General features: G+C 54.3%; 2 rRNA genes. Both read left to right on the top strand.

The features are described from left to right. Positions 1-132 precede the first annotated feature (132 nt). Positions 133-3024: ribosomal RNA gene (locus CIK92_RS04800) — 23S ribosomal RNA — on the top strand. A 161-nt stretch (positions 3025-3185) separates the two neighbouring features. Beyond that, positions 3186-3298, top strand: a 5S ribosomal RNA gene (gene rrf / locus CIK92_RS04795). The last annotated feature ends 15 nt before the right edge of the window (positions 3299-3313 follow it).

Here is a 3313-nt window from a genome sequence, read left to right as displayed (position 1 = left end):
CGAAAAGATCTTTGACATATTGACACAAGCAAGACTGTAGAACAGAAGTTCAAGACTTCTAACAACAAACAGAAAGCTGAAAGTATGAGCGAAAGACAGGCGAATATATTTATTTGTCCTATCTACGATCGTGAGAAAGTAGATAAGGGCGGATGGTGGATGCCTTGGCTCACTCAGGCGATGAAGGACGTGATAAGCTGCGATAAGCGGGGGGTAGGTGCAAATGACCTTTGATCCTCCGATTTCCGAATGGGACAACCCGTCATGCTGAAGGCATGACATCTGCTCAGTGCAGAGGCCAACGCGGGGAACTGAAACATCTTAGTACCCGCAGGAAGAGAAAATAAACAATGATTCCCCCAGTAGTGGCGAGCGAACGGGGAAGAGCCCAAACCTGCGTTGTGGCAACGCCTCGCAGGGGTTGTAGGACCACGTTGTGGTACGGTAACGGAGAGTGGAATTGCCTGGAAAGGCAGACCATAGCGGGTGAAAGTCCCTTACACGAATCCTGCTCCGGCCTAGTGGTATCCTGAGTAACGCGGAACACGAGGAATTCTGCGCGAATCCGCCGGGACCATCCGGTAAGGCTAAATACTCGAGTGAGACCGATAGCGTACGAGTACTGTGAAGGAAAGGTGAAAAGCACCTCGACAAGAGGAGTGAAATAGTTCCTGAAACCATCCGCCTACAAGCGGTCGGAGCATGCTTAGCATGTGACGGCGTGCCTTTTGCATAATGAACCTACGAGTTACCATCTCCGGCAAGGGTAAGGGCCATGAGACCCGCACCCGCAGTGAAAGCGAGCCTGAAGAGGGCGTATAGTCGGAGGGGGTAGACGCGAAACCAAGTGATCTACACATGTCCAGGATGAAGTCCGGGTAACACCGGATGGAGGTCCGCACCGATAAGCGTTGAAAAGCTTCCGGATGAGGTGTGTGTAGGAGTGAAAGGCCAATCAAACTTGGAGATAGCTCGTACTCCCCGAAAGGCATTTAGGTGCCGCGTGCAGTGTTCAGCGTGAGAGGTAGAGCGACCGATAGGTCGAGAGGGCTTCACCGCCTATCGAGACCTGACGAACTCCGAATGCTCACGTTCTGCAGCTGTGCAGTAAGGGGGCGGGTGCTAAGGTCCGTCCCCGAGAGGAGAAGAATCCAGACCGCCGTCTAAGGTCCCGGAATTCTGCCTGAGTTAGTCTAACGAAGTGTGGTCCCAACGACAGCCAGGATGTTGGCTTGGAAGCAGCCATTCATTCAAAGAGTGCGTAACAGCTCACTGGTCGAGGGTCCGCGCATGGATAATAATCGGGTATAAGGCAGATACCGAAGGCGCGGGATAGCAATTATAAAAGTATCGGTAGGGGAGCATTCCCTGTGCGTTGAATGCGGATGGTGATGTCCGCTGGAGCGCAGGGAAAAGCAAATGTAGGTATAAGTAACGATAAGGAGGGTGAGATTCCCTCCCGCCATAAGTCTAAGGTTTCCCGGGCAATGCCCGTCATCCCGGGGTCAGTCGGGTCCTAAGTCTCAGCCGAAGGGCGAGGGCGATGGCAGAAACGGTTAATATTCCGTTACTGCCGTACGGAGCGACGTGGAGACGCAGTAGTGAAACGGCCGCGCACAGACGGAATTGTGCGCTGAAGGGTGTAGATTATGAGGGTTGCAGGCAAATCCACAATCCGAGTCGAACCTGATCAGTAGGGCCTCTTCTCCGGAAGGGGCCGAGCGCCGGTAACCATGCTGCCGAGAAAATCCGCTAAGCTTAATCCGTACGGCACCCGTACCGCAAACCGACACAGGTAGACGAGTAGAACATACTAAGGCGTTGGGAGATTCATGGTTAAGGAACTAGGCAAACTGACCCCGTAACTTCGGGATAAGGGGTCCTCACGTTGAGTGAGGCGCAGAGAATAGGTCCAGGCAACTGTTTAACAAAAACACAGGGCTGTGCGAACTCGAAAGATGAAGTATACAGCCTGACACCTGCCCGGTGCCGGAAGGTTAAGAGGAGATGTCAACCGTAAGGCGAAGCATTGAATTGAAGCCCCGGTAAACGGCGGCCGTAACTATAACGGTCCTAAGGTAGCGAAATTCCTTGTCGGGTAAGTTCCGACCTGCACGAATGGTGTAATGATCCGGACGCTGTCTCAACCATGAGCCCAGTGAAATTGTAGTATCGGTGAAGATGCCGATTACCCGCGATGGGACGAAAAGACCCCGTGAACCTTTACTACAGCTTAGCATTGACCTTGGTCATCCGATGTGTAGGATAGGCCGGAGGCTTTGAAGCGCGGGCGCCAGCCTGTGTGGAGCCATCCTTGAAATACGGCCCTTTGGCTGTCTGAGGTCTAACGCGCTCAGCGCGGACACTGCTTGGTGGGTAGTTTGACTGGGGTGGTCGCCTCCAAAAGCGTAACGGAGGCTTCCAAAGGTGCCCTCGGGCCGATTGGTAACCGGCCTTACAGAGTGCAATGGCATAAGGGCGCTTGACTGGGAGGCAGACATGCCGAGCAGGCAGGAAACTGGGGCATAGTGATCCGGCGGACGTGTATGGAAACTCCGTCGCTCAAAGGATAAAAGGTACTCCGGGGATAACAGGCTGATCCCCCCCAAGAGCTCATATCGACGGGGTGGTTTGGCACCTCGATGTCGGCTCGTCACATCCTGGGGCTGGAGAAGGTCCCAAGGGTTGGGCTGTTCGCCCATTAAAGTGGCACGCGAGCTGGGTTCAGAACGTCGTGAGACAGTTCGGTCTCTATCTATCGTGGGCGTTGGAGTTTTGAGCGGTGCCGTCACTAGTACGAGAGGACCGTGATGGACAGACCTCCGGTTTGCCGGTTGTGCCGCCAGGTGCACCGCCGGGTAGCTGAGTCTGGAACGGATAAGCGCTGAAAGCATCTAAGTGCGAAGCCAGCCGCGAGATTAGAACTCCTTACAGGGTCGTCCGAGACGAGGACGTCGATAGGGCGCAGGTGTAAAGACGGTGACGTCAAAGCCGAGCGCTACTAATTGCCCGAAACTTTCCACGGGCTGATACTTTGAGTTTTCGGTCCCAGCGATGGGACGGTTGCGAGGAAATTGGACAAAGAGTTCGAGGTTTTGCTTGTGCGGTAAGTCAACCCAATACCGGCTTCCTGCCAGCGGCATGCGCGCCGCGTATGATGGCAGTAGAGTCAGGAACGATATCAATCAGGCGGTTATTGCGGTGGGGTCCCACCTCTTCCCATTCCGAACAGAGAAGTTAAGCCCACTTGCGCCGATGGTACTGCAATGCAATGCGGGAGAGTAGGTAGCCGCCCTTTTTCACGAAGAGCCTT

Source organism: Prevotella sp. P4-67 (assembly GCF_002251325.1).
In the GTDB taxonomy this organism is placed as follows: Bacteria; Bacteroidota; Bacteroidia; order Bacteroidales; family Bacteroidaceae; genus Prevotella.
Note: the sequence above shows the minus strand (reverse complement) of the source record. Positions and strands in the feature narration are given on the sequence as shown.